22 protein-coding genes are annotated in these 25,758 nt (G+C 36.4%); 1 reads left to right on the top strand and 21 read right to left on the bottom strand.

All coding sequences use genetic code 11. The features are described from left to right. Positions 1–161 precede the first annotated feature (161 nt). Positions 162–347, top strand: a complete 186-nt coding sequence (locus tag AC3WTI_RS23965) for a hypothetical protein (protein ID WP_000461128.1) — start codon at positions 162–164, stop codon at positions 345–347. Between the two features lie 347 nt (positions 348–694). On the opposite strand, the gene AC3WTI_RS23960 is transcribed toward AC3WTI_RS23965, so the two are convergent. The 21 genes from AC3WTI_RS23960 to yfmF form a co-directional block, all read right to left on the bottom strand. After that, positions 695–1,681: a choloylglycine hydrolase family protein gene (locus AC3WTI_RS23960; protein WP_087958642.1), complete on the bottom strand. Its 987-nt coding sequence runs from the start codon at positions 1,679–1,681 to the stop codon at positions 695–697. Positions 1,682–1,926: 245 nt separating this feature from the next. Then, entirely contained in the window at positions 1,927–3,870 is a 1,944-nt protein-coding gene (gene mutL / locus AC3WTI_RS23955; RefSeq protein WP_087958641.1) for a DNA mismatch repair endonuclease MutL, read from the bottom strand. Positions 3,871–3,878: 8 nt separating this feature from the next. After that, positions 3,879–6,557, bottom strand: a complete 2,679-nt coding sequence (gene mutS / locus AC3WTI_RS23950) for a DNA mismatch repair protein MutS (protein WP_087958640.1) — start codon at positions 6,555–6,557, stop codon at positions 3,879–3,881. Positions 6,558–6,738: 181 nt separating this feature from the next. Next, positions 6,739–7,281, bottom strand: a complete 543-nt coding sequence (gene cotE, locus AC3WTI_RS23945) for an outer spore coat protein CotE (RefSeq protein ID WP_001288800.1) — start codon at positions 7,279–7,281, stop codon at positions 6,739–6,741. Between the two features lie 125 nt (positions 7,282–7,406). Further along, complete coding sequence (locus AC3WTI_RS23940; RefSeq protein ID WP_060631942.1) at positions 7,407–7,838, bottom strand: YlbF/YmcA family competence regulator; 432 nt, start codon at positions 7,836–7,838, stop codon at positions 7,407–7,409. A gap of 3 nt (positions 7,839–7,841) precedes the next feature. Then, positions 7,842–9,371: a tRNA (N6-isopentenyl adenosine(37)-C2)-methylthiotransferase MiaB gene (miaB, locus tag AC3WTI_RS23935; RefSeq protein ID WP_087958639.1), complete on the bottom strand. Its 1,530-nt coding sequence runs from the start codon at positions 9,369–9,371 to the stop codon at positions 7,842–7,844. A gap of 418 nt (positions 9,372–9,789) precedes the next feature. After that, on the bottom strand, positions 9,790–10,656 hold the full coding sequence (locus AC3WTI_RS23930) for a 2-oxoacid:ferredoxin oxidoreductase subunit beta (protein ID WP_000190157.1): 867 nt from the start codon (positions 10,654–10,656) through the stop codon (positions 9,790–9,792). After that, entirely contained in the window at positions 10,643–12,400 is a 1,758-nt protein-coding gene (locus tag AC3WTI_RS23925) for a 2-oxoacid:acceptor oxidoreductase subunit alpha (RefSeq protein ID WP_087958638.1), read from the bottom strand. Before AC3WTI_RS23925 ends, AC3WTI_RS23930 begins: the two co-directional genes overlap by 14 nt. Before the next feature lie 226 nt (positions 12,401–12,626). Then, positions 12,627–13,586 (bottom strand): dipeptidase, encoded by a 960-nt coding sequence (locus AC3WTI_RS23920; RefSeq protein WP_142286749.1) that lies wholly within the window; start codon positions 13,584–13,586, stop codon positions 12,627–12,629. 22 nt (positions 13,587–13,608) lie between these two features. Further along, positions 13,609–13,869, bottom strand: a complete 261-nt coding sequence (spoVS, locus tag AC3WTI_RS23915) for a stage V sporulation protein SpoVS (RefSeq protein ID WP_000404341.1) — start codon at positions 13,867–13,869, stop codon at positions 13,609–13,611. A gap of 149 nt (positions 13,870–14,018) precedes the next feature. Continuing rightward, on the bottom strand, positions 14,019–14,813 hold the full coding sequence (locus AC3WTI_RS23910; protein ID WP_048530450.1) for a TIGR00282 family metallophosphoesterase: 795 nt from the start codon (positions 14,811–14,813) through the stop codon (positions 14,019–14,021). Between the two features lie 164 nt (positions 14,814–14,977). Further along, positions 14,978–16,543 (bottom strand): ribonuclease Y, encoded by a 1,566-nt coding sequence (gene rny / locus AC3WTI_RS23905; protein WP_000099355.1) that lies wholly within the window; start codon positions 16,541–16,543, stop codon positions 14,978–14,980. 481 nt (positions 16,544–17,024) lie between these two features. After that, positions 17,025–18,056: a recombinase RecA gene (gene recA, locus AC3WTI_RS23900; protein WP_087958636.1), complete on the bottom strand. Its 1,032-nt coding sequence runs from the start codon at positions 18,054–18,056 to the stop codon at positions 17,025–17,027. 143 nt (positions 18,057–18,199) lie between these two features. Further along, a complete protein-coding gene (gene cinA / locus AC3WTI_RS23895) occupies positions 18,200–19,438 on the bottom strand; it encodes a competence/damage-inducible protein CinA (RefSeq protein WP_087958635.1) in 1,239 nt (412 codons plus the stop codon). Between the two features lie 20 nt (positions 19,439–19,458). Continuing rightward, positions 19,459–20,037 (bottom strand): CDP-diacylglycerol--glycerol-3-phosphate 3-phosphatidyltransferase, encoded by a 579-nt coding sequence (gene pgsA / locus AC3WTI_RS23890; RefSeq protein WP_001052973.1) that lies wholly within the window; start codon positions 20,035–20,037, stop codon positions 19,459–19,461. Positions 20,038–20,100: 63 nt separating this feature from the next. Beyond that, positions 20,101–21,012, bottom strand: coding sequence for a helix-turn-helix domain-containing protein (locus tag AC3WTI_RS23885; protein WP_087958634.1), 912 nt, complete (start codon positions 21,010–21,012; stop codon positions 20,101–20,103). A 21-nt stretch (positions 21,013–21,033) separates the two neighbouring features. Beyond that, the gene (locus AC3WTI_RS23880; protein ID WP_000574107.1) at positions 21,034–21,819 is read right to left on the bottom strand and encodes a DUF3388 domain-containing protein; all 786 of its coding nucleotides are present in this window, start codon (positions 21,817–21,819) and stop codon (positions 21,034–21,036) included. Between the two features lie 139 nt (positions 21,820–21,958). Then, positions 21,959–22,207: a DUF3243 domain-containing protein gene (locus tag AC3WTI_RS23875; protein ID WP_000114448.1), complete on the bottom strand. Its 249-nt coding sequence runs from the start codon at positions 22,205–22,207 to the stop codon at positions 21,959–21,961. 75 nt (positions 22,208–22,282) lie between these two features. Then, a complete protein-coding gene (ymfI, locus tag AC3WTI_RS23870) occupies positions 22,283–22,996 on the bottom strand; it encodes an elongation factor P 5-aminopentanone reductase (RefSeq protein ID WP_087958633.1) in 714 nt (237 codons plus the stop codon). Positions 22,997–23,099: 103 nt separating this feature from the next. Beyond that, positions 23,100–24,386, bottom strand: a complete 1,287-nt coding sequence (gene yfmH / locus AC3WTI_RS23865) for an EF-P 5-aminopentanol modification-associated protein YfmH (RefSeq protein WP_087958632.1) — start codon at positions 24,384–24,386, stop codon at positions 23,100–23,102. Continuing rightward, on the bottom strand, positions 24,387–25,661 hold the full coding sequence (yfmF, locus tag AC3WTI_RS23860; RefSeq protein ID WP_087958631.1) for an EF-P 5-aminopentanol modification-associated protein YfmF: 1,275 nt from the start codon (positions 25,659–25,661) through the stop codon (positions 24,387–24,389). Positions 25,662–25,758 lie beyond the last annotated feature (97 nt).

The raw sequence follows: 25,758 nt of genomic DNA, 5'->3' as shown, positions 1-25,758 counted from the left end.
AAATCATTATCATGTATTTCTCACATTGTTTTCCTTTGAAATATTTCAGTAAGTACGGAATTAAATTCCATTAACCTCTATAAATAACTAGTCCAAAAAAAATCTATATGCATATCATGTTATAGTAAAGAATTCAGGAAATCCTAAAAGGAGGCATTTTCATGTTTGAAGATAAATCTAAAATAAACTACCCATATGAATTTACTGAAACTACAACAATCCCGCTAAAAAATCCCATTAATAAAAACTTCAAAAACGGCTCTGGTACACATACTTTCCCAATTAAAAAACACTATAAAGAACAGGTGTTATATACGGAAAAAATTAATAATAATAAAAATAAATAACCTGATAAGCTCTTATAACAATTAATCAAATAAGAATCTATATTAGACCTTGCATAGTTATAGGTAATATATAAATCTTTCTTATACAACTCGTGTACTTTTAAAAAGTGCTGATATACAGCGCTTTTTTATACATAGATAATAGAAGAACAAAAAAGGCATGGATAGTTTCCATACCTTTTTTGTTCTTTACTATTTATAAATGGCGTATGTCCATGTTCATTTCATTCAATGGTACTTTAATGGGCCTTCTAGAAGTCATTGGATTGAATTTATACCTCTTCCAATCCCTATTATTGCTCTATTATATATTTTTTAAAATTTACCAAACGCTGTTTCAAAGCTACTTAGTTTTCATAAAATATTTTTTGTTTCCGCTGGAACGGATAGACTTTAATCTCATCTGTATCTAAATTTTCATGAAATAAATGAATGGCTATAATTTGTCTACAATTGTAAGTATGATAATAATATGTTCCGGACTCCATACACATTACGCTTGTATAAATTGTATTATCTAATGCACCTTCTTCTGTAATTACGCCACCTTTAGGAACCTCGCAATTTGATAAAATATGAAATAGGGCCGATACTCCCTCTTCTTCACTATCTATACCTTGAATGTTTTGTTTACCATATGCTGCCCGCACAAATCTTGATGGCGGGGTAAAATCCCCTGGAAGTCCCATTGAGCCTGAGCCCTGACCAAAAGCACTTAATGGTAAGTTACTCCACTCTGTTGGCGCGAATGGCTGCGATTTAAGGCCTATATATTGTCTTAAATTTTGCAAATGCCAATTAAACTCCGGACTATTCGTCATCACTCCTAGTGGGTTATCATACAACTTTAATCCTTCACTTGTCGGCTCCAGTACAATGCAATCTCCCCATTTATCCGCTAAAATCCAATGGAGTGGTGGCGTAAGTCCTAAATCCGGTAATGGTATATCCAAAAAAGTAAGGCTATCTACGGATTTCTTTAACTCTTTGACAGAATTGAATTGCGTGAGACTCCAAGTCACAAAATCAAATGGAGCCAAATTCGTTTTGTTGTCATCTATGCTTTGACTATAAGTAGCGAATCCTGGAAAATAGAGTGTTGCACATGTCATACCTGCTTCATTTACTCCGTCCGCCATAATGATCCTTCCTTGATGATTAATACCCATTCCGACCGTAGCATGTTTCGTATTAATGATTTCACCAGTTATATTATTCCACTGATAATGTCGAGGAATGATTATTACTTCTTGATTCATATCTAATGTGAAGTCCATCGTTCTTGCAAAAAGATGCTGACCGTTTTTTGTCTGTAATGTCAAACTTGTACACATATAGAACACCCCATTTTATGATTTTATCTACACTTTACATAATTCTGATAAATCTGTAAATTAAAACCCACTGTCCTTACAAAAAAATGAGAAATCACATATATATTACAAATAGGTTATCTCTAGTTTATAGTTGCAAAAGAATTATATGAATAAGGAGCGACTTGTTACTATCGCTCCTTTTTATTTCACTCTCTATTTTATTAAAATAACCAGGAACCATTTTTTCTCTATGAACAGTCTCCCTACATAACTCTCTTAAACATCTTCTCAAGCTCATAAGTAGAATGATGCACAAGAATTGGTCTTCCGTGCGGGCATGTGTATGGGTTTGTTGTTGTACGTAGCTCTTCCAGTAAAGCAAATATTTGATCGTTCGTTAAATATTGATTCGCTTTAATGGACGCTTTACAGCTCATCATGATGGCTGCTTCTTCACGTAGTTTTTTAATATCAACTTTTTTTAGTTTGACGACTTGTTCCATCATTTCGTCGATAATTTCTGTTTCTTGTCCTTTCGGGAACCACGTTGGATGTGAGCGGACGATAAAGGATTGATGACCGAATTGCTCTAAGAACAGTCCAACTTTTTTCAGTTCTTCTAGCTGCTCCTCGACACGTAAAAATTCAGTAAGAGATAAGTCAATACGGTACGGTACAAGTAGTTCTTGTACTTCTTGCGCTACCCTTCCTACTTTATCACGGAAGTATTCATAATTAATACGTTCCTGCGCAGCATGCTGGTCAATCATATATAAGCCTTTATCATTTTGAGCGAAAATATATGTTCCGTGCATTTGTCCGATTGGATAAAGTGGTGGTAAGTCATTACCGTTCATTTCAATCTCTTCTATTTCCTGAACCTCTTCTTCCAATTCCTCTAATTCAAAGCCTTCATCATTACTGTTCCACGATTTCTCTTCTCGAATCGATTCTTCTATTATCGGTTTACTAGATGGTTGCCAACTTTGTTCTTCTCTTACGAGCGACTGAGGTGGTTGCCATTCTTGCTTCGGCGGTTGCCACAGTTGTGCTGGCTGTTTCACAGCCAGTGGTTCTTCTCGTTTTTCATCCATGCCCGTCGGTAAAACGATTTCCGGCATAGATGGCTCTTTCGGCTTCGCATGCTCAAACTGGAATTGTTCTTGCACACTTTCATCTTTTTCTTTTTTCTTCGTTGTTACACCTGCATCTGGGATGAGCTGTATTTTTTTAAATGCTGCTTGCAATGTTTCTTCGATAAGCTTTAGCAATTCTTGTTCTTTACTAAAACGAACTTCTAATTTCGCAGGATGTACGTTAACGTCAACAAGCATTGGATCCATTTCAATCGATAAGAAGCCGATTGGATATCGTCCAACAGGCAATAATGTATGGTATCCTTGCTGAATAGCTTTCATTAATACGAAATTTCGAACGTAACGACCATTTACGATCGTTGACATATAATTACGAGATGCTCTCGTTACTTCTGGTAAAGTTACATAACCTTTAATTGTGAAATCTAAAGATTCAGCTTCAATTGGAATAAGCTTCTTCGCAACTTGAATGCTGTAAATCGATGCAAGTACTTGTCTTACATCACCATTTCCTGATGTGTGAAGCAATTTCTTTTCATTATGAAATAGCTTTAACGATACTTCTGGATGTGACATTGCGATACGATACACAATATCTGTAATATTCCCAAGTTCTGTATGAATCGTTTTCATATACTTAAGACGCGCTGGTGTATTAAAGAATAAGTTTTGTACTGTAATATCTGTTCCTTTTCGGCTTGCCGTTTTTTCCTGCTTTATAATGTCTCCACCTTTAATCATTAGGTGTGTACCAGGTGCATCACCTGTGCTCGTGATTAATTCTAATTCACTAACCGAGGCAATACTCGGCAATGCCTCACCGCGGAAACCGAGTGTTCTTATGCGAAACAGATCGTTTTCATCTTTAATCTTGCTCGTCGCATGTCGTTCAAAAGCGACGATACAATCTTCTTCTGCAATGCCGTCCCCATTATCAATGATGCGAATTTTCGATAAACCAGCTTCTTCTAAGTGGATTTCAATAGATGTACTATTCGCATCGATAGAATTTTCCACAAGTTCTTTTACGACTGAGGCAGGGCGCTCTACTACTTCCCCTGCCGCAATTAAGTTAGAGAGTTGATCATCTAGTTTGCGAATTTTACCCATCTACTTACTCATCCTTTCTTTAACTTTTTCTGCAAGCGATACAGTTCGTTCATCGCTTCTAAAGGTGTCATATCAAGTAAATCAATTTTTTTAATTTGCGTCAGTACTGCCGTTTCTTTTGCATCTAAAACTGGCTTGTCTTGTTTTTTCGAAGATTGTTCTCCGCCAAAGAATGATAGTTGTGATTCTTCTTCAGTCTCTGCTTTCGTCTCTTCTATTTCTACTGGTTCTTCTTTTACAACTACAGGCTCTGGAATAACTTCTTTCGCCTGCGCTTTCACTTCTACACGCTTTGGAATAATAATTTCTTCTTGTCCTTCTAGTTGCGCTAATACTTCTTTCGCACGAGTGATTAAGCTATCTGGGAGCTCTGCAAGTTGCGCAACGTGAATTCCGTAACTTTTATCAGCTGCACCGTCTTGAATTTTATGAAGGAATACTACTTTTCCGTTCTCTTCAATAGCTGAAACGTGTACATTCTTCAGTTGATCTAAACTTTCTTCTAGCACCGTCAATTCATGATAATGCGTAGAGAATAACGTTTTTGCCCCAATTTGGTCGTGAATATGTTCAATGATTGCTTGTGCAAGTGCCATACCATCATACGTAGATGTACCGCGTCCAATTTCATCGAATAAAATTAAACTTCTTTCTGATGCGTTTGCAATGGCATTTTTTGCTTCTAACATTTCAACCATAAATGTACTTTGACCTGAAATTAAATCATCCGCTGCACCAATTCTCGTAAAGATTTGATCAAATACAGGTAATACCGCTTCTGTTGCCGGTACGAAACAACCAATTTGCGACATAACAGTTACAAGTGCTAGTTGTCTCATATACGTACTTTTACCAGACATGTTCGGTCCTGTAATTAAAAAGACATCCATCTTCTCTGGCATAATACAGTCATTCGGTACATACAATTTCCCGTTCAATACTTTTTCAACGACAGGATGACGGCCATCTTTAATAAAGATTTCACGCTTCGTTGTTAGTACAGGTTTTACGAACTGTTCTTCTTCACTAACTGTCGCGAAACTTTGCAGTACGTCTAATTCACTAATTACTTTCGCTAAATGTTGTAATTTCGGAATAAATACTTTTACTTCTTCACGAAGCGCTGTAAATAAATCGTATTCTAGTTGTACAATTTTTTCTTCTGCTTCTAAGATTAATGTTTCTTTTTCTTTTAGTTCATCTGTAATGAAACGTTCCGCATTTGCAAGCGTTTGTTTACGCTCATAACGGCCTTCTGGTAATGCTGCAAGGTTCGCTTTCGTTACTTCAATGTAGTAACCGAAAATACGATTGTACCCGATTTTTAACGATTTAACTCCTGTAATATCGCGCTCTCGTTTTTCAAGCTCAGCAATCCACGTTTTTCCGTTTTTACTAACGTAACGATATTGATCAAGCTTGTCATTATAACCGTCTTTAATAATATCTCCATCTTTAATAGAAAGCGGTGGGTTTTCTTGAATACTTCTTCCTAGTAATTCTGTTAAGCTCTCGCATGGATCTGCACCTTGAATTAACCTTGCTGCATACGCGTTATCTAACAGACTAATCGCTTCCAAAATAGCTGGTACTTGAAGCAAAGATCGTCTTAACTGTAATAAGTCACGTGCATTCACATTACCAAATGCAACTTTCCCTGCCAAACGTTCTAAATCATATACTTCTTTTAACTTTTCTTTTAAATCTTCACGTAAGAAGTAATCATTTACAAACGTTTCAACCATTTCTAAACGCTCTTCAATTCTTTCTTTTTGTATAAGCGGACGTTCCATCCACTGTTTTAACATACGACCACCCATAGCCGTTTTCGTCTTATCTAATAGCCATAATAACGATCCTGTTTTTTCTTTCGTTCGAAGTGTTTCTGTCAGCTCTAAATTTCGCTTTGAATGCACGTCAATTTTCATAAACTGATTCGTATAATAAATTTCCACTGGCTGTAAATGATCTAATGACCGTTTTTGCGTTCTTATTACATAGTTAAATAAGCGTCCAACTGCTTTAATTAACTTTGCTTGTGAAACATTTTTCACAAGGTGTTCTAATCCTTCAGGAATTGCCGTTGCATCTTCATATGAAATCGTCATTTTTAACGTTTCAGTTAACTTGTTTAGTTCATCTTTAGAGAATGAAGAATCTACAACAATTTCTTTCGAACCAGTTGCATACACTTCTAATAAAATATCTTCTACTGAACCAGTCAATAACGTTACTGTATTTTGTCCAGTCGTTAAATCATTACAAGCTAAAGCATACGATCCATCTTCAAAATGTGTTAATGCTGCTAAGAAGTTATTTTCTTTCTCATCAATCGTACGCCCTTCCATCATCGTTCCGGGCGTAATGAGTTGCACGACTTCACGGCGCACTACACCTTTAGCTGTTTTCGGATCTTCTACTTGCTCACAAACCGCTACTTTATATCCTTTTTCAACAAGTTGTTCAATATAGTTTTTAGCCGCATGATGCGGTACACCGCACATCGGTATACGATCACTACTACCACCATCTCGGCTCGTTAATGTAATTTCAAGTTCATGAGCTGCTTTAACCGCATCTTCAAAGAACATTTCATAAAAATCACCTAATCGGAAAAATAAAAAGGCATCTTGATAGTCTGCCTTAACCTTTAAATATTGCTGTATCATAGGGGTATATTGCGTCATACTTTTCCTCCATAATTCTTACATAGTAATCAATTTATATATATGTCACATTTCACGGACATCCATATCTCCTATTTCAGGAGTCTTTCCTCATTATAGCACATTTCATAAGGAATCATGTTCATTCAAGCATCACTTATGTAAAGTAAAAAGCTAGGAAGAACTTCTCCCTAGCTTTCTATTACTCTTCTTCTGCATCAACGATAAAGTTCGGATCTAATTCTTCAAACTCATCATCATCGATTTGGAAATCTTCGTCTGATTCTACACAACCTTCAGGGTTTACACTTACACAAATTTTCGTTTCGCCAACTACTTCTGTTACAAATTCACGTTCTACAGTTACAACAATTTTATTACCATTTGGTGATACAAGAGCTTCTAAACAATTTGGTGGCTGAATGACACGAGCAATAATTTCTAAATCATCACCAGAAAAGTTTTTATCACGATACCCAATGCTTACTTCATCCGTGTAGTTCACACGCTCTGTTACAACTTCTGTCTTTGTATTGCCATCAAATGAATACCAAGTGTTCACATCATAGAAACCTTCAATTTCCACATGCTTTCCATTCTTTCTTGCTTCGTACGAGTGGTTAATTACCCAGCACCCTAAAATACTTGTTGGTTCATTATTCGATTCACATGTATGCGTTGACTTTGTATACTTACGTCCTTTTCCAACCACTGCTTTTGTAATAATCTCTCTAAATTCGGACATTCGTAACCCTCCTCAATCACTATTCACTTAATCATATGCGTGACAATAGCGGAATGTGTCATTCTTTTTTTGAGAAGAACTTACGTTTAATTCACTAAAAAAAGAGATGTCAATTCGACATCTCTTTAACAACCACAATTTCCTTTTTTACTTTCTACCGCTGCGCCCGTTTCGCCCTTCAATACATCGCCATTCGTTGAAATTAATATTTCATCTGTTACGTTGTTAGAAATCGTACTTGCAACTAGCTGTAGCAAGTCATTTACATATGTTTGTGAAGATTTAAATTCTTGTACAACCGGGATGCTATCTAACTTATCTTGCAATGCATCAATTTCAGCTTCTACTTTTTTCAAAGCTTCCCATTTTCCGTAATGCTGCAAGTTTACTGCTTGTTTTTGCAGTGCTTTAATTTCATCAATTGCGCGCTTTACATTTTCATTTTTATGAATTTGTGCCTCTGCTTTCTTAAAGAAATCAACTTCTTCTGTTTCAGAAATCATTTTTGCTAATTCTTTTGCTTGCTCAACAATTTCATCTTTCGTATATGCTTTCATCTATTATTCCACCTCAATCGGCTCTTCAACTAGTTCTCCGTTAAGAGACCAAGTTTTTGCGTCCGTTACTTTTACTTTCACAAGCTGACCAATTAAAGATTTTGGAGCAACGAAGTTTACAAGTTTATTCGTACGAGTATAACCTGCAAGTACTTCCGCGTTATTTTTACTTTCCCCATCAACTAATACTTCTACAATTTGACCTTTATAACCATCATTCTTTTCAATTGCCAATTTATTTACTAATGCATTTAAGCGTTGAAGACGTTCTTTCTTCACATCCATCGGTACATTATCTTTCATTTTTGCAGCTGGTGTACCTTCGCGCGGAGAATAAATAAAGGTAAAGGCAGTATCAAATCCTACTTCACGATATAACGACATCGTTTCTTCAAATTGCTCATCTGTTTCATTTGGGAAACCGACGATAATATCGGTTGTTAATACCGCGTTTGGAATTGCTTCTTTAATTTTTCTTACAAGCTCTAAATAATGCTCGCGCGAATATTTTCGCGCCATAATTTTTAACATCTCTGTGCTTCCAGATTGAACTGGTAAGTGAATATGTTCTACTAAGTTTCCACCTTTTCCAAGCACTTCAATTAAGTGATCATCGAAATCGCGCGGATGGCTCGTTGTAAAACGAATACGAGCTATATCAACTTTGCGGAGTTCGTCCATTAAGTCGCCAAGACCATATTCTATATCTTCAAAGTCTTTACCATATGCATTTACGTTCTGTCCAAGTAACGTAATTTCTTTATAACCATTTGCAGCTAAATGGCGAATCTCTTGGATAATATCTTCTGGACGTCTGCTTCGCTCTTTTCCGCGTGTATACGGTACGATACAATATGTACAGAACTTATCACAGCCATACATGATATTTACCCAAGCTTTAATATCACCACGGCGTACTTTCGGAAGGTTTTCAATTACGTCTCCTTCTTTTGACCAAACTTCAACTACCGTCTCCTTCGAGAACATTGCATCCTTTAGAATGTACGGTAATCTATGAATATTATGCGTTCCAAACACCATATCTACATGCTGATTTTTTTGCATAATTTTATTTACAACAGACTCCTCTTGAGACATACAACCACATACACCAATTAAAAGGTCCGGATTTCTTCGTTTTAGTGCCTTTAAATGACCTAGTTCACCGAACACTTTATTTTCAGCATTTTCACGAATGGCACAAGTATTTAATAATACTACATCTGCATCTTCAGTTGAAAAGGTTGGTTCATATCCAAGTGCAGTGAAAATACCAGCCATTACTTCTGTATCATGCTCATTCATTTGACAACCATATGTACGAATATAAAACTTTCTTCCTATACCAAAATTGCGAAACTCTTCAGGTAAGCCAAAATCCCGTTCAATTTTAACTTCTTCTTTCCCTCGTTTTTTCGCGTCTTTTAAGGAAGGTGGTTGGTATACACTTTCAAAGTATTTGCTATAATCTTTCTCTTCTTTTTTCGTAGAGGAATTTGCTTGCTGACTTGCTAATCGTTGTTGCTCGTTCATCGGTAATCTCCTTTCACCCTTAACTATACACACTCTATAGTCCATTTTAATGCGCTTAGACTCACCTCAAAAATGGTTAGATAGCTTGAGAGATAACTTGTCCTTTGAAACTTGAGTAACCAATCTAATCATTCATAAGAATGAAGTCTTCCCCACGCAAATAGACATTCCCTTTTATTTGTCCTACCCAAAAACATATTGCTTTATCTCTATAAACATTACCATAGTATGAAGCGTTTCGCCAATTTAAACAAGAAAGAGGCTCTGTCTGATTTTACATTTCATATGCAATGAACTCACCATTTTCATACAACGATTTACATATTATTTTACCATTCTGAATTTTCTAAGTAAATAAGACTATCCTATATTTTTCCCATTAAAAAAGGTTGCCACATGGCAACCTTTCCTTCTTACATTACATAAATTCAGCAACAAGTTCATCAAACATTTTCTGATCCATATTTAGATCAGATTGCACTAAAGGCTTCTCACTATAGCCTTTTACAAGTTCTTGATATGAAGGTTGCGCTGTATTTTGATAAATTAAACCTGTTACTAACCCGTTATTCTCCATTAATGTTTGCATAGCCATCATGCGATTAGACGAATCATATCCCTCTACTGTACTTAGTTTTGTTAAATTCTCTTTAAACCAATCGTAAGTATTTACTTTATTGTAAGTAACACATGGGCTGAACACGTTAATTAATGAAAATCCTTTATGGTTAATACCAGCTTCAATAATTTGTGTTAATTCTTTTAAATCACTTGAAAAGCTTTGCGCCACAAATGTTGCACCAGCTGTTAAAGCCATTTCCATAACATTTAGTGACGGTTCAATTGAACCTTGTGGTGTACTTTTCGTTTTAAATCCAGCTTCACTACGTGGTGAAGTTTGCCCTTTTGTTAATCCGTAAATTTGGTTATCCATTACGATATACGTAATGTCGATGTTACGACGAATAGAATGGATTGTATGTCCCATACCGATCGCAAATCCATCACCGTCACCACCTGATGCGATAACTGTTAAATCACGGTTTGCCATTTTTACACCTTGTGCAATTGGAAGGGCACGACCATGAATACTATGCACACCATATGAATTAATATAACCTGAAATACGACCTGAACAGCCGATACCAGAAATAACAGCAAGTTCATCTGGATTTAAGCCAACGTTAGCTGCCGCACGTTGAATTGCAGCTTGCACCGAGAAGTCTCCGCAACCTGGGCACCAGTTTGGTTTTACACTGTTACGAAAGTCCTTAAATGTTGCCATTTAATACAACCCCTTTTTTGCATTCGTTGTAAATCTCTTTCGGCAAGAATGGGTTTCCATCATATTTTAAAAGACTAGAAATTTTCTCACCGTTACCAAGATTCATTTTCATAATGTTAGCAAGCTGACCTGTTGCGTTGTTTTCTACCACTACAACACGCTTCGCATTTTTCACAAGTGGATCGATTTCAGCTGTTGGGAACGGGTGAATTAAACGCACATGAGCATGGTTTACTTTCATACCTTCTTGTTCTAATCGCTCCATTGCTTCCTCGATCGCACCACGAGTTGAGTTAAATCCAACAAGCAATACGTCTGCTTCTTCATGCTTAACATTTTTATAGACAGGGGTATTAAACTTCAAGTTCTCCATTTTGCGGAAACGTTTGTCCATTTGATCTTTACGGTTTATTGCTGATTCAGATGGTTTACCAGTTTCATCATGTTCTACACCTGTAACATGGTGAACACCATTTTTCATACCAGGTAAAACACGTGGTGAAACGCCATCTTCTGTTACTTCATAACGCTTGAAGTATGCTTTATTTTCACGTTCTGGTAATTCTGCTTCTAAATCAAGCTTACCACGACGAATTTCCACTTTATCTAACTTAAGTGGTTCTACCGTTTGTTTTCCTAAAGAAAGCTGTAAATCTGTTAAGAAAATAACAGGTACTTGATATTCTTCAGATAAGTTAAATGCTTCTACAATATCATAGAAAGCTTCTTCAACTGTACTTGGCGCCATTACGATTTTTGGAATCTCACCGTGCGTACCGTAAATCATCGCCATTAAATCCGACTGCTCTTGTTTCGTTGGTAATCCTGTACTTGGACCACCACGTTGTGTATCAACAATTACTAATGGTGTTTCTGTAATACCCGCTAAACCAATCGCTTCCATCATTAAAGATAGACCCGGACCAGCAGATGCAGTTAAAGTACGAACACCAGCATAGTTTGCACCGATTGCCATTGTACAAGCTGCGATTTCATCCTCAGTTTGGATTACTGTCCCGCCAACTTTCGGCAATTTTTTAATTAAGTATTCCATAATTTCAGATGCAGGTGTAATTGGATATGCAGACATAAAGCGAGCACCACCAGCTACCGCACCAAATGCGATTGCATCGTTTCCAATCATAAACATGCGTTTCTTACCATCAGCTTTTTCCAGCTGCATCATGTTCACTTTCTCACCTAGCAATTCTTTCATATATTGAGAGCCGCGCTTAATTGCGTCCATATTTTTTTGAACGACTTGCTCTCCTTTACGACCAAAGATCTCTTCAACAACATCTAAATAAGCTGTTTCATCTAATCCTAATACCGCACTTGATGCTCCCACAGCAACCATGTTTTTCATTAATGATGTACCTAATTCTGAAGCAATATCTGTAAACGGTATCACATATAGATTTACATCTGTATTATCAGGTATTGTTGGATTAAATTTCGCATCTGCAACTACAATTCCACCTGGACGTAGTTCGTGGAAGTTAAAATCAATTGTTTCTTGATCAAAAGCAATTAAAATATCTAAATCATCTGAGATCGCGCGTACTTCTGTTGTACTTACACGAATTTTATTATTTGTATGGCCGCCTTTAATACGTGATGAGAAGTGGCGGTAACCGTATAGGTAATATCCTAATCGGTTTAATGCAATACAGAAGATTTCTCCTGTACTTTCAATTCCTTCACCTTGTTGGCCTCCAACTTTCCATGAAAGTTGACTAATCATCTCCTACACCCCTTTTGGCTGCATTCATTGTAGTGTATTTTTTACAGTAATAGTTTAGCATTTTTTATGCAAATAAACTACAACGGACGCAAATTATGCCTCTTCTGATTTCCCTGAATCTTTAGTATAAAGCTATTTTGTTTTTCATTCTAGTATTAGGTCTTAAAAAAAGCAATAATATCAAATGAATTAATTCTAATTTTTCTGGATTTTTAAAACAAAAATCTTAAAAACTTATACGTTCAACAAAATTATCATATAAAAATCGCTCTACTGTAGATGCAGCATAGTGTTTACAAAGTTCATTCATTACATTTTCATACTCTCGATACGCTGATACATTTACAACCGTTTCTAATATCCCATCAAAATCGGAACCAAACCCTATATTGTTCTCTCCACCTAATGAACAAATATATTCAATATGCCTTACTATATCTGCTATATTCGCTTGTTTTTCACTTGTTAGAAACTGTGGTACGAAAGTGACACCGATTATACTATTTTGCTTTATAAGAGCTTTAAGTTGTTCATCGTTTAAATTACGTGGATGCTGACAAAGTTTCATGCAATTTGAGTGGGAGGCAATCGGATTTGTTGCAACTTCTATCACATCCCAAAAGCTTCTTTCATTCAGATGAGACACATCAGCCCATGCATGCAACGTATTAAGTTCTTGTACAACGTGTTTACCAAAAGTCGTTAAACCCGCCCCACGTGTCTCTAGGGCACCATCAGCTAGTAGATTGGCATAATTCCATGTTAATCCAAAGGAACGTACTCCTAGGCGATAAAACAACCGTAATTTCATTGCATCTTTCCCAAGTGCTTCGCATCCTTCTAGTGTTAATATCGCTCCAATCTCGTCCTGTTTTAACATGTTAATATCATCTTTTGTCTGAATTAACTTCATACCTGGTAGTGACAAAATTTCATTATAAAAAATATCTACCATTTGTAATGCTGCTTCAAACCGTTTTTCATACGCTACCGTTTCTGGCACATATATAGCAAAACATTGTATACTTCCTTTTCTTCTCTTTAACTGTTCAAATGTAATATGTAATTGCGGATCATTTTTAAAATCCCTTTTCCCCTGTGCACTCCATAACTGAAGGAGTACATCGCAATGAGCATCAAAAATTTTCATTTCCATTCCTCCATTATAAAAACAACCTGTTTGCATACTGCAAACAGGTTGTTTAAACTTAACGAGGTTCTACAATTAATTTTATCGCTGTACGTTCTTCCCCATCAATCATAATATCTGTAAACGCTGGGATACAAATCAGGTCCAAACCACTAGGCGCTACAAATCCTCTTGCAATTGCTACTGCCTTTACCGCTTGGTTCAATGCACCTGCACCAATGGCTTGAATTTCTGCTGTTCCGCGTTCGCGAATAACACCTGCAAGTGCACCAGCTACAGAATTAGGGACCGACGTTGCTTTAACTTTTAATATTTCCATTCCGCGTTTCCTCCTCGTTTCTCTAAAAAGTATTAGCAATTATTTCACTTTAACTTATATTCACGAGGAATGACGCGTATTCCTGCTAAATTTCTGTAATTTTTCTAAAAAATTAAAAAATAATAACTTATCTAAATTTTAGTCAAAAATTACTCGAAAAATGGTTGATCATCATTAATTAAGATACGCTGAATTTTCTTAGCTTTTCCTGTATTAGGATCCACATCAATTAGCACTGCACTTAATTGTGTTCTACCATTTGTTACTTCAAATCGTACTGGTAAGTTTGTTAAAAACTTCTTCAATACTGCTTCTCGGTCCATACCTAAAATTCCATCGTACGGTCCTGTCATACCAACATCTGTAATATATGCCGTTCCGCTTGGTAAAATACGATTATCTGCTGTAGGAACATGCGTATGTGTACCTACTACCGCTGTAGCACGACCATCTACATACCAACCTAACGCTTGTTTTTCACTTGTAGTTTCCGCATGGAAATCAACAAAGATAATATTCGTACGTTTTTTCGCAATGTCAATTAATTCGTCCACTTTACGGAATGGACAATCGATTGGAGGAAGGAATGTACGTCCTTGTAAGTTAATAACTGCAACTTCTGTTCCATTACAGTTCACAAAGATAAGCCCTTTTCCTGGAGTTCCTTCTGGGAAGTTAGCTGGCCTTGCAAGATATTTTGCATCATCAATAAATTCAAATACTTCACGGTTATCCCAAGCATGGTTTCCAAGTGTAACCGCTTGTGCCCCGCATTCTAAAAAGTTTCGGTATATTTTCTCTGTAATTCCACGTCCACCTGCTGCATTTTCTCCATTAATAATGGTTACTGTAGGTGTATATTTCTTCTTTAATGCCGGTACGTATTGTTGAATCATACCTCTACCAGGAGATCCTACTACATCCCCAACAAATAATATTCTCATATGTCTTACCCTTCCTATGTACTACATTTTTTATTACTATAGCTTCAAGTGATTTCCTTACAATATATTTATTATAAGTTTGTTTCACTTGTATACTAGATATAACTAATTTCCTTTATTTTAACCAATTCCAACACAAAAAAATAAAGTGGTGTTTCACCACTTTATTTTGCGTATTCCACTGCACGTGTTTCACGAATAACAGTTACTTTAATATGTCCTGGGTAATCCAGTTCATTTTCAATACGTTTTCGAATATCACGAGCTAAACGATGAGCTTCTAAATCATCGATTGTATCTGGTTTTACCAGAATACGAACTTCTCTTCCTGCTTGAATTGCGAATGATTTTTCTACGCCTTCATAAGACTCTGAAATCTCTTCTAACTTTTCAAGACGACGAATATAGTTCTCAAGTGTTTCACTACGAGCTCCAGGTCTTGCAGCTGATAATGCATCTGCTGCTGCAACTAAAACTGCAATGATAGAAGTTGGTTCTGTGTCCCCATGGTGAGATGCAATACTGTTTATAACTACAGGATGCTCTTTATATTTCGTTGCGAGTTCAACACCAATTTCAACGTGGCTACCTTCTACTTCATGGTCAATCGCTTTACCGATATCATGTAATAGACCCGCACGTCTTGCTAGTTTTTCGTCCTCACCAAGCTCTGCTGCCATAAGTCCAGTTAAATACGCAACTTCCATAGAGTGTTTTAAGACGTTTTGACCGTAACTTGTACGGTATTTCAAACGACCTAAAATTTTAATTAAATCTGGATGTAATCCGTGAACACCCACTTCAAACGTTGTTTGCTCTCCGACTTCGCGAATATACTCGTCCACTTCACGTCTTGATTTTTCGACCATCTCTTCAATACGCGCTGGGTGAATACGTCCGTCCTGTACTAGTTTATCAAGAGCGATACGAGCTGTTTCACGACGAATTGGGTCAAATCCAGAAAGGATAACTGCTTCTGGTGTATCATCGATAATTAGGTCAATACCTGTTAACGTTTCTAACGTACGGATATTTCGACCTTCACGTCCGATAATACGTCCCTTCATTTCGTCATTTGGAAGATTTACAACCGAAACGGTTGTTTCAGCAACATGATCAGCTGCACATCTCTGCATAGCAAGAGATAAAATCTCTTTTGCTTTCTTATCCGCTTCTTCTTTCGCACGAACTTCACTTTCTTTTACCATTACGGCAATTTCATGAGAAACTTCACTTTCTACTTTACCAAGAATAATTGCTTTCGCTTGTTCGCGTGTCAGATTGGAAATGCGCTCTAATTCTGTTTGTTGCTTTTGAACTAACTCTCCCACTTTGCTTTCCAACTCTTCAATCTGTTGTTGTCTCGCTACAAGAGAATCCTCTTTCTTTTCTAACTGTTGCTCGCGTTTATCGAGCGTTTCGTCTTTACGATCAAGGTTCTCTTCTTTTTGCATTAAACGATTTTCTTGTTTTTGTAATTCGCTTCTACGGTCACGAATTTCTAATTCAGCTTCTGTACGAAGTGTATGAATTTCATCCTTTGCTTCTAAAAGCGCTTCTTTCTTAAGTGCTTCAGCCTCACGATTCGCTTCATCTATAATACGTTTCGCTTCATTAGCTGCACCATTAATCTTCGCTTCAGCAATAGACTTTCGAACAAAAAAGCCAACAACTGCACCGACTGTTGCAAGCAAAATGGAGATGAGTATCCAAACTGCAGTACTACTCATGATTTCACCTCCCCTTGCTATGAATGAAAAAAGACTGTCGGCATGTACATTGAATACCAACATACAGCAAAGACCGTCGTCCCGCTTTTTTAAGGGACTTTCTTCATTTCACAATTAAAATGTCATATTATTATTTCGGCAAGATTTAAGTCTTACTCCGAATATTACTTCTCTTCTTGAGAAGAGTGTTTCGTATATAAGAAAAAATATACATTCTCATTGTATCTATCGCAATTTTCATTGTCAAGCGTTGTCTACTTTTACTTTCTTTACCTTCAGCCCTAATTCATATATGAATTTAAAAAGCAGATAGCATATTATCCTGGAAAACCTTAGTAAATTCCAGTTTGTTCATGTAAAACGTGCATATATCACTCTTTATACATAACCTTTTAGGTAGATTAAATATTTTATCTGCAACGATATACAACGCTTTCATAATGATACAAAAATAAAAGACACGAAGCCGTGTCTTTTATTTTTAATCAAGAAGATTTGAATCTTCCGTGCTTTCAGCACCAGAATCTTCACTAATTCCGTGATGGTCACGAACAAAGAAGGCAATTTCCTCTCTTAAATCCGTATTCTCTTTTAAGAACTGCTTAGAATTTTCACGACCTTGCCCTAAACGCTCTTCATTATAAGAGTACCAAGCACCACTCTTTTGAACGATATCAAGTTCAGAAGCCATATCTAAGATTTCACCTTCTCTTGAAATACCTTCTCCGTACATAATATCAACTTCAGCAACACGGAATGGTGGTGCTACTTTATTTTTAACTACTTTTACTTTTGTTTTATTACCAACGATGTCATTACCTTGCTTTAATTGCTCAGCACGACGCACTTCAAGACGAACAGTTGAATAGAATTTCAACGCACGACCACCTGGAGTTGTTTCTGGGTTCCCGAACATAACCCCAACTTTTTCACGAATTTGGTTAATAAAGATTGCGATTGTTTTTGATTTATTAATTGCACCTGAAAGTTTACGAAGTGCTTGAGACATTAAACGAGCTTGTAGACCTACGTGTGAGTCACCCATGTCTCCTTCGATCTCAGCTTTCGGTACAAGAGCTGCTACAGAGTCAATTACGATAATATCAACCGCGCCACTTCGTACAAGTGCTTCTGCGATTTCTAAACCTTGCTCCCCTGTATCAGGTTGTGATAATAGTAATTCATCGATATTAACACCTAATTTTTGTGCATATACAGGATCCATTGCGTGCTCCGCGTCAATGAACGCCGCTTGTCCACCTTGACGTTGTACTTCTGCAATTGCATGTAATGAAACTGTTGTTTTACCTGAACTTTCAGGTCCATAAATTTCGATAATACGGCCGCGTGGGTATCCGCCTACCCCTAATGCCACATCAAGTGCTAAAGAGCCACTAGAAACTGTAGAAACTCTACGCTCCGCTTGTTCTCCTAATTTCATAATTGAACCTTTACCGAATTGCTTCTCTATTTGTTTTAACGCCATATCTAACGCTGCTTGACGATCACTCATTCAAAATTCCTCCTTAACTGAATTGCTAATCTTATTATACCTATTTTCAATTCAATTTGCCAACAAAAATCGAACATTTATTCGATTTTTTTATTTTCCATTAAATAAAACCGCCTTTATCCGTGAAAAAAGCTAGAAGAGACTTATATCTCTTCTAGCTTTTTATACAAATGATAAAATCCATATTTTACTGAGCGTTCCCTAATTTGTTGACGACTTCCACTTAAATGAAGAGGGAAAACTACAGTTGGTTCATCTTTAATCGCCAGTCCAACAAATACTGTTCCCGGCTCTTTATGTTCTGAAGCATCTGGTCCTGCTACCCCAGTGAAACTAACTCCGATATCCGCTTTTAATAATCCTCTAACATTTTCAGCAAGATAACGAGCACATTCTTGACTAACGGCACCGTCAGTAGACAACACTTCCTCAGGTACATGTAGAACATGCTGCTTCACATCATTATGATAGCAAATGACACCGCCTTTAAATACAGAAGACACACCAGCACTTTCTGTTACTTGATTCCCGAAGAGACCACCCGTTAAACTTTCTGCACACGCTAAAGTTAATCCTTTTTTCTTCAATAACTCTATCGCCTTATTATGAAGAAACTCTTGGTCATATCCGTAGAAAAATTCTCCTACTCTTTCTAAAATCAAATCTTCCGTATGCTGAATGAGTTTCTGTGCTTTATGAACACTTTGATGCTTAGCAGTTAAACGTAATGTCACTTCTCCATCATTCGCAAGCGGAGCGATTGTCGGGTTCGTTTGTCCATCAATCAAATCTTGAACTTTCACTTCTAATTGAGATTCCCCAATCCCGAAGAAGCGAAGCACACGAGAATAAATGTTTTCTCCTGTTGTAAAGTTACGTAAAAAGGGCTCTACATAACTTACATACATCGGCTTCATTTCTTTCGGTGGTCCTGGTAATAAAATATAAACTTTTCCGTTCTTATTTAACCCCATACCAGGCGCCATGCCGTGATCATTCGAAAATACAGTTGCTCCATTTAAAACGAGCGCCTGCTTTTTGTTATTCTCCGTGAATTCGCGACCTGTACGCTTAAAGTAATCGCTTATTGATGCTAATGCCTTTTCATCATATACAAGCTCTTCCCCTAAGCTAGACGCTATTGTTTCCTTCGTCAAATCATCTTTTGTCGGTCCTAATCCACCTGTAAAAATAAGCATGTCCGCGCGCTCTTCTGCAACTTCAATCGCCTGCTGTAATCGAGTGTTATTATCCCCAACTACAGTATGGTAGTACACGTTAATCCCAATTGAAGCTAACTTTTCAGATAAAAACTGGGCGTTTGTATTTGCAATTTGTCCAAGTAACAATTCTGTTCCAACCGCAATAATTTCAGCATTCATCCCAATTCCCCCATAAACTTCTATTTTGAGTTTACAAAAGCAGCTCTATTTTTCCAGAAATAATCCCATCCTGAAATAACAGTAAAAATTAATGCAATCCATATAAAGATATCAGCAACTGGAATATGGATTAAATTTAAAGGTACATCGTGTAATAAGTATGCCGCAATCGCGATAATTTGTGTCCATGTCTTAATTTTCCCTAGTTGATTTGCCGCAACTACTTCTCCTGTTCCAGCAAGTACAAGACGTAAACCAGTTACCGCAAACTCACGGCTTATAATGATAATAACGATCCAAGCAGGTACGTATTGCATCTCAACTAATGTGATAAGTGCTGCTGAAACAAGTAATTTATCAGCTAACGGATCAAGAAACTTCCCTAAGTTTGTTACAAGGTTATACTTTCTTGCATAATGTCCATCAATCCAATCTGTAGCTGAAGCAACAATAAAGATAAGTGCCCCTACTAAATGTTGAATTGGTAAATCAACATCACCAATTGTGTATGAGCCCCAATCAAATGGCGCTAACATAATTACCATAAAAATTGGAATTAAGAAGATTCTAGATATTGTAATTTTATTTGGTAAATTCACAGCTATTCCTCCATCATATCAAAAACATTTGTTCATTGAAAAAAGTCATCGAAGCGATGACTGTTATTGTGCAGGTTGCTCTATCCCTTGGTTTTTTATCACCAATCTTTGGTGAAGTTCTTTTTCTGGATCCAATGGATAAGCGACCACTTGGCCATTCAGTTTAACTTCAACATTCGTTGCATTTCCAATATTAAGTCGCACTTCTTTTAATGTTGATACATCACGTTTTTCTATTTGGCCCTCTTGTACTGTAGCGTTTAGAATCACATTCCCAGCATCATCTTTAACATCTACATAACTCGCACCTTTACCCGATAATTCCAGTTCTAATGTTTTATTGTTATGAATTTCCAAAGTAGATACTTTACCAGTTGTACCAACTACTTTCACTTCTTGTTGTCCAGTTGGTTGCGCTGGTTGTTCTTCTTTCTTTGGCTCTTCTTTTTTTGGTTCTTCTTTTTTCGGCTCTTCCGCTTTCACATCATCTTTCTTCGTATCTAACGGAGAGTTTTCCGCTTTTTTCACTTCAATTTTCTCGCTTTGGGCATTCGGAACTTTCGCATCATCTTTTCCAGTTAACGCCTGGAAAACAAACCAAATTACCATTCCAAATGCAATTACTAACAGCGCAACTAAAATTTTCGGCATGTGATCTGCAATTGGCCATGATGAAGATTTTTGCATTGTTTCTTGCGTTTTTTGTCCTGTTGATACTTGTGGCACGTCGCGTTTTTCAGATTGTGGTATCGTACTCTGATATTCTACAAGCAATTCCTCTCCATTTAATCCAACCGCATCTGCGTATTGCTTAATGAATGCACGCGCATAAAAAGCTCCTGGCAATACATCATAATTGCCTTCCTCAATCGCTACTAAATGGCGCTTTTGAATTTTTGTAACCTCATGCAGCTGATCAATAGACAAGCCTTTCGTTCCTCTTGCTTCTTTCAGCTTTTGTCCTAATTCTGTCACTACTAACACCTCAATATTTCTTTAAAAGTCAAACATAGAGAAATTATTTTGCGTACCTTGCTCAATTTCATCTACTAAATTATATTGAATTTCTTCATCATAATCGTTACGTAACTCGATAATATAATCAAAATCATCTAATGTGTATTCTGACTGGCTCACAAATACATCAGGATGTTCCACAACTTTCGTTGCAGGCAACCTCATAATTTCACGAACGAGCTGCCAATGCCTTTCGTTAGCACGCTTTGTTGACACGATTCCATCTAAGATGAAAATATTGTCGTCGCTATACTCGTCTTCAATCAATTGACTACGAACCGTTTGCTTAATAAGAGTAGATGATACAAATAACCATCTTTTATTTGCGCAAACACTTGCGGCAACAATGGATTCTGTTTTTCCGACACGAGGCATTCCTCGTATTCCGATTAGTTTATGACCTTCTTTTTTCATTATTTCAGCCATAAAGTCTACAAGTAATCCTAATTCATCACGTACAAATCGAAATGTCTTCTTATCATCTGCATCTCGTTGTATGTACCTACCATGTCTAACCGCTAGCTTATCTCTTAGCTTTGGCGGACGATATTTCGTTACCGTTATGTTATCCATCGTATTTAAAATTGATTCAAGTCTAGAGATTTGCTCTTGATTATCACACATTAGGAGTAATCCACGCCTTGCATTATCTACACCATTAATTGTGACAATATTAATGCCGAGCATACCGATTAACGAAGAAACGTCACCAAGCAAGCCAGGTCGGTTTTTATGTATTTCATATTCAAAATACCATTCAATCATCCAAGATCACTCCCCTTGCTTACTTTACACCTACGTACTATATTATATGATTTCACCTTAATAGGGAAGCTAAATGTATAATCTATCCTGCGTTATTATTATACAAAAAAAATAGAGAGGAGAATCTCCTCTCTATTTTTTACTTATGTTGTACGAACTTCACCATTAAGTTTGCGATTGTATGTTGCTCTTGTTCATCAGCAACTTTCCAAAGCTCAGCCAACAATTTCTCTTGATCGTTGCGCGCTTCTACTTCATTTGCCAAATAATCACCAACACGAAATGCCATATCTGATACAGCACCACTATTAAGCCCTTTTCCTTCCGCTTGTTCTAAACGTTCTCCTAAAAAGCTTTTCCATTGATCAAAATTATCTAAAACTGACATGTGTAAGCACCTCACTACTTAGTAATAGAATCATGCTTAATTTGTACAGTTTTTTATTTTTTATGTAAGAAATTTTTAACAATGCCAACCGCCATTTACTCCGATAATTTGTCCCGTTATGTAAGATGCACCTGGTGATGCAAGAAATGATACTGTTTTCGCCACTTCTTCTGGTAATCCTAATCGTCCTAACGGAATCTCTTCAACAATTTCATTTTTATCCTCTTCTGAAAATACGTTTAACATTTCCGTTTCAATTGCACCTGGCGCCACCGCATTCACTCTTACTCCACTTAATGAAACTTCTTTCGCTAAAGCTTTCACATATGAATTTTGTGCACCTTTTACCATCGAGTAAAGTACTTCACATGATGCGCCAATTTGCCCCCATATAGAAGAAACAAGTACAATATTGCCGCTTCTCCGCTGAATCATAGATGGCAATGCCATTGATAATAATTTATAGATACTCTTCACTTGAAGTTCTATCATAGAATTCAATTCGTCGTTCGTTACATCTGTTACGAGTCCAAATATACTCTTCCCAGCTGCATATACGATAACATCAAGAGGCTGTTCAATTTGTTCCCACAATTGCTCTGCTCCATCAGCAGAAGCTAAATTAGCGTGAACAGGAATCACTTCACCCCATTCTTTCTGCAACTCATTCACTTTCTCTTCACCGTTATTATAATGAACATATACTGTATATCCATCTTGAATTAATTGTTTTGAAATAGCAGAGCCAATCCCTCCGCTCCCTCCAGTTACTAATGCATACTTTTTCATAAATTCCCTCTCTTATCTCTACAAACTCATTTTCATACAACTAAATAATACCCTCATCTTATCATTTCTCTATGATAAGATGAGGGTATTTTTATAAAACCTTTTATTTCTTCGGTAAAACCTGACAAACGCTCATTCTTTCTTCTGATAATAATGTTTTCGCTACTTCTTGTAAATCTTGAACAGTTAATCCTTCTAATACCGTTAATGCTTCAAACAGACTCGATTCATTAAATGCATATCGTGTAAACTGATTTGCAATATATTCCGGTGAATTCAATGAGCGTAAAAAGCCACCTATTTTCTTTTTCTTTACTCGTTCTAATGCCGCCTCATCTAATTGATCATAATTTGTATTTAATAATATACCTTTCAAGCGCTCTTCTAGCTCATCAGGTTGCTTCGTATCGCCGCCTACCATTGCAAAACCGAAGTTATTCTCTTCCGTATAATCATACGAGAACGAATCATCAATTAATCCTTCATTATATAAAGATTCGTAATGAACGGAGCTTTTTCCAAATAAATAATCTAAAAGTAACGTAAGCGCAATTTCTTGTTTTAAAAGAGCTTTTCCTTTTTCTTTTAAATTTGTCGCTTTAATACCCACTAAACATTTCGGTGTTTGTACAGGCATTGAAATAATTTTCTTTTTTTCATTTACCGCATCTGGTTCTTCTTCAAATGAACGTACAATTTCCGGCTGATTTTTATAGTCTTTTTTCGCTTGATTTTCACGCACTAAATCCATTGTTTTCTCTGGATCAATTGCGCCCACAACAAATAGTAACATATTGCTCGGATGATAAAACGTTTCATAACACTCGTATAATAGGTCTTTCGTAATTTTACTAATAGACTCGATTGTCCCTGCAATATCAATTTTAATTGGATGTTTTACAAATAAGCTATCAATTAACCCAAAGTATAAGCGCCAATCCGGATTATCTTGATACATTTGAATTTCTTGCCCGATAATCCCCTTCTCTTTCTCAACTGTTTTTTCAGAGAAGTACGGTTCTTGTACGAAGTTTAACAATGTATTTAAATTTTGTTCTACATTTGATGTACATGAAAAAAGATAAGCTGTTCTTGTAAAAGATGTGAAAGCATTTGCCGATGCTCCTTGTTTACTAAACAATTGGAAAGCATCGTGATCTTCTTTTTCAAATAATTTATGCTCAAGAAAATGAGCAATGCCATCTGGCACACGAATCATTTCTTCTTTACCTAGTGGTACGAATGTATTATCCATAGAACCATATTTTGTCGTAAACGTTGCAAATGTTTTATTAAAACCTTGCTTCGGTAAAATATATACATCTAATCCATTAGGAAGTTTTTCATAATAGAGTGTCTCTTTTAATTGCTCATAAACAATTTTCTCCATTTATTCTCCCTCCGTTCCTTGTAAAAAGTAAATTGTATCTAGTTCAATGTTTTTAGCAACTTTCACAATTTCTTCTTTCGTCACACTTTCAATACCTGTAAGCCATTCTTCCACCGGACGCGTACGGTCTGAAATAATGCCATGATACAGCATTTCTACAAATCCACGCGGTGTATCAATCGCCTCTAATATTTGATTTTGAATAACACTTTTCGTTTGGTGCATCTCTTCTTCAGAAAAATCACCATTTTGCATCGCTAACATTTGTTCTTTAATAATCTCAACAGCTTTTTCATAATTTTTCGCTTCGATTCCTGACATGACAAACAATAAACCTTTATGACTTTCAAAACGGGATGCCGCATAGTACGCTAAACTATTTTTTTCACGAACGTTCACGAATAACTTCGAATGAGAAAATCCTCCAAACAGTCCATTGAACAATTGCAATGCAAAATAATCTTCGTCTTTATACGTAATAAACGTACGATAGCCGATGTGTAATTTACTTTGTTTTAATTCTTGTTTTTCAACAACTTCTTTTTCTTCATTATTTCTCTTATGAAGAAGTACATTTCTTTCCCTTGCAGGACGTGCTGAAATAGAAAAATACTTACTTACAAGATCAACTGCGTTTTCTGAAATATCACCAATAATGTATAGATCCATTTCATCTTCTGCTAACACTTTTTGATAATATTGATACAAACTTTCATTTGTAATAGAAGAAACACTCTCTTTTTTCCCATTTGCACTTAAACGATACGGTTCTACTTTGCACATTTCTTCAACTAAACGCTCATTTGCATAGCGCATTTTATCATCATACGTAGCTTCAATTCGTTGCAAGAGCGCTCTCTTTTCACTTTCTACGATAGAAGGTAGAAAACCATTCCCCTCTGTCGCTGGATGCAAAACGATATCCGATAACATAGAAAGTGCTTTTTCAAATAACGGTGGTGCATCATGTAAATATACTTCATTTGCAATGTCTACATAAATAGAGATAATATGGTCTTCTCCTTTTTTACTTACATCTACTGCCAAAGAAGATCCATACAATTCTTCTAAATATTGACGAAGACGAATTACAGAAGGAAGCTTTTCTGTCGCACTTTGCAATACGTATGGCAATAGGGCACGCTCTGTCACCGTCTCCTCATTTAAAGGTGCCTTAAAACGAAATACAAAAGTATTTGTTTTATATTTATCAGTTGGAATAATATGTACTCGCAAACCACCTAACTCATGTAACTGTTGTTCCATTAGTTTCATTTATAGCCCTCCTTTACGTATGTAGGAATATTCCTCTTCAATATACAGTTTTTAGAAATAAAAAATCAACTTTTCTTCCTCACTATACTTACATTAA

It is taken from the genome of Bacillus sp. EB106-02-03-XG38 (assembly GCF_058792175.1).
Note: the sequence above shows the minus strand (reverse complement) of the source record. Positions and strands in the feature narration are given on the sequence as shown.

Bases quoted from the DNA above. Each gene is read 5' to 3' on its own strand.
- AC3WTI_RS23965 (WP_000461128.1), top strand. From the start codon at position 162: ATGTTTGAAGATAAATCTAAAATAAACTACCCATATGAATTTACTGAA.
- AC3WTI_RS23960 (WP_087958642.1), bottom strand. From the start codon at position 1,681: ATGTGTACAAGTTTGACATTACAGACAAAAAACGGTCAGCATCTTTTT.
- mutL (WP_087958641.1), bottom strand. From the start codon at position 3,870: ATGGGTAAAATTCGCAAACTAGATGATCAACTCTCTAACTTAATTGCG.
- mutS (WP_087958640.1), bottom strand. From the start codon at position 6,557: ATGACGCAATATACCCCTATGATACAGCAATATTTAAAGGTTAAGGCA.
- cotE (WP_001288800.1), bottom strand. From the start codon at position 7,281: ATGTCCGAATTTAGAGAGATTATTACAAAAGCAGTGGTTGGAAAAGGA.
- AC3WTI_RS23940 (WP_060631942.1), bottom strand. From the start codon at position 7,838: ATGAAAGCATATACGAAAGATGAAATTGTTGAGCAAGCAAAAGAATTA.
- miaB (WP_087958639.1), bottom strand. From the start codon at position 9,371: ATGAACGAGCAACAACGATTAGCAAGTCAGCAAGCAAATTCCTCTACG.
- AC3WTI_RS23930 (WP_000190157.1), bottom strand. From the start codon at position 10,656: ATGGCAACATTTAAGGACTTTCGTAACAGTGTAAAACCAAACTGGTGC.
- AC3WTI_RS23925 (WP_087958638.1), bottom strand. From the start codon at position 12,400: ATGATTAGTCAACTTTCATGGAAAGTTGGAGGCCAACAAGGTGAAGGA.
- AC3WTI_RS23920 (WP_142286749.1), bottom strand. From the start codon at position 13,586: ATGCAAACAGGTTGTTTTTATAATGGAGGAATGGAAATGAAAATTTTT.
- spoVS (WP_000404341.1), bottom strand. From the start codon at position 13,869: ATGGAAATATTAAAAGTTAAAGCAACGTCGGTCCCTAATTCTGTAGCT.
- AC3WTI_RS23910 (WP_048530450.1), bottom strand. From the start codon at position 14,813: ATGAGAATATTATTTGTTGGGGATGTAGTAGGATCTCCTGGTAGAGGT.
- rny (WP_000099355.1), bottom strand. From the start codon at position 16,543: ATGAGTAGTACTGCAGTTTGGATACTCATCTCCATTTTGCTTGCAACA.
- recA (WP_087958636.1), bottom strand. From the start codon at position 18,056: ATGAGTGATCGTCAAGCAGCGTTAGATATGGCGTTAAAACAAATAGAG.
- cinA (WP_087958635.1), bottom strand. From the start codon at position 19,438: ATGAATGCTGAAATTATTGCGGTTGGAACAGAATTGTTACTTGGACAA.
- AC3WTI_RS23880 (WP_000574107.1), bottom strand. From the start codon at position 21,819: ATGATTGAATGGTATTTTGAATATGAAATACATAAAAACCGACCTGGC.
- AC3WTI_RS23875 (WP_000114448.1), bottom strand. From the start codon at position 22,207: ATGTCAGTTTTAGATAATTTTGATCAATGGAAAAGCTTTTTAGGAGAA.
- ymfI (WP_087958633.1), bottom strand. From the start codon at position 22,996: ATGAAAAAGTATGCATTAGTAACTGGAGGGAGCGGAGGGATTGGCTCT.
- yfmH (WP_087958632.1), bottom strand. From the start codon at position 24,386: ATGGAGAAAATTGTTTATGAGCAATTAAAAGAGACACTCTATTATGAA.
- yfmF (WP_087958631.1), bottom strand. From the start codon at position 25,661: ATGAAACTAATGGAACAACAGTTACATGAGTTAGGTGGTTTGCGAGTA.